1 protein-coding gene is annotated in these 1,710 nt (G+C 59.8%); it reads right to left on the bottom strand.

Annotated elements, in window-relative coordinates:
• Positions 1-49 precede the first annotated feature (49 nt).
• On the bottom strand, positions 50-1,710 hold a 1,661-nt coding region (locus ACFFNA_RS39285), incomplete at its 5' end, for a recombinase family protein (RefSeq protein ID WP_378925666.1).

Here is a 1,710-nt window from a genome sequence, read left to right as displayed (position 1 = left end):
CATCTGGCATGATGGCCAAGGATCATGCCTGTTCACAAACTAACTGGCTTCATACTACAGCCCTTTCCTTGAGATCGGAGCATTTTGAGGAGTTGAGTCGGCGGATAGCCTCTGCCCGATGGGCAAGCTGGTTCCATCGGCTGCACTGCTTGGCTGGGACGTGCGGTCCTGGCAGTTCATAGAGGCCGATATAGCCGTTGTAGGCATGTCTTTTCACGATGCCGTATTTCGCCCATCTGACCAGGGTACATTCGGTGATTCCGAGTTTTGCGCAGGCTTCTGCTTTTGTCAGCATTCCCCGCTCGCGCAGCCGGTCGTAGCGCGAGCGCAGACCATATTGCTTGACAAGATAGATGACGCGCAAGTCGGTGAACTGGGCGTCAGCCTTGCCGCGCCGCGCTGAGCCGCCGGGGCGGATTCCCCTTGCATTCAGGATGTCAGCGATTTCAGCGCAGATATGATCGTCGAGAAGCTTGTCGACCAATTCGACCACCTCGGGCCGGGTCTTTACCTGCTGTGCGGACGATTTCGGGTTCTGAGTGGTCAATGTTTCGGTCCTTCCGCCTCTGAAGCGGATGTGGATCCGGGTCTCTCCCTCGGCCTGGAACTTGAGCAAGGTGACGTCTTCGACGAGATAGGCAAGGAGTCGCTTGCGTTCTCGGTTCGGCAAGGTGGGGTCGCACCAGACCGTTTTGAAGTCGGCCGTCATGGCGATCAATCGATCACGGATTGCATCGTCGAGTGTCGCTCGGTCTTCGCGTAGAGCGCGCGCTCTTTCTTCTCGTAGATCAGCCAGCATGCGCAGTTTGTCGTTCCATTCGCGTTCAAGGGTGTCGGCAACCAGGCGGTTGTTCGGATCGACCAGCATAAACCGCCGCTGTGCAAGATCGGCATCGATTTGGGCGCGTTCGACGGCGCGGAGCCGGAGTTTGTCCGCTTCGTCATAGCGCGCTTCGATCTCTTTTCGGATCTCCAGAGCTAATTCCACGGCGGCGGGCGTCATTGCCGCGGCGATCAGTTCACCGATCGCCGCGTCGACGGGCCAGCCTGCGATCGACTGGCAGTGAGGCTCACCCCGAGAGACGTAGGCGCGGCTGCAGACGTACCAAGTGTCCACCTGACCGCGCCGGGTGACGTAACGGGCCCTCATGTGGCAGCCACACCGCCCGCATATGACGCGCCCCTGCAACAAAGCCGCGCCTTCGCGCGGTGGCGAGACACGCGCGGTCTGGTAGCCTTGGCCATTGGCCTCGAGCGCCTTCAGGTTGTGCTGGAACTGCTCCCAACTGATATAGCCGGGATGGGCGTCCGGGATGCATGCGAGCCATTCATTGGGCTCACGTTTACGGACCTGTTTCTTTCCGTCGACGGTCCTGCGGTAAAGACGCTGGCCATAGGCATAGACGCCCGCGAAGCGAGGATTGTGCAGCGTGCGTAAGGCTGTCGATGTGGTCAGGGGTTGGAAGACCACCCGCTTGCTGTTGCGGAACCGGGATGGGAAGAGCAGACCTTCGCTGGCAAACGCCTTGACGGTCTGCGTAGCCGACCCGACCCGCGAGAACGTCTCGAAGAAGTGGGTGATCATCTCCCGGATCTGAGCGTCTGGATCGAGGACCACATCGCCAACCTCATTATAGATGAAGCCGGTCGGAAGGGGGCAACGATATTCACCGCGGCGTGCTTTGTTGAGAATGCCACCACGCAACCGGG

It is taken from the genome of Mesorhizobium kowhaii, assembly GCF_042431665.1.
GTDB classification, from domain to species: domain Bacteria; phylum Pseudomonadota; class Alphaproteobacteria; order Rhizobiales; family Rhizobiaceae; genus Mesorhizobium; species Mesorhizobium kowhaii.
This window is presented reverse-complemented; position numbering and strand designations above follow the sequence as displayed.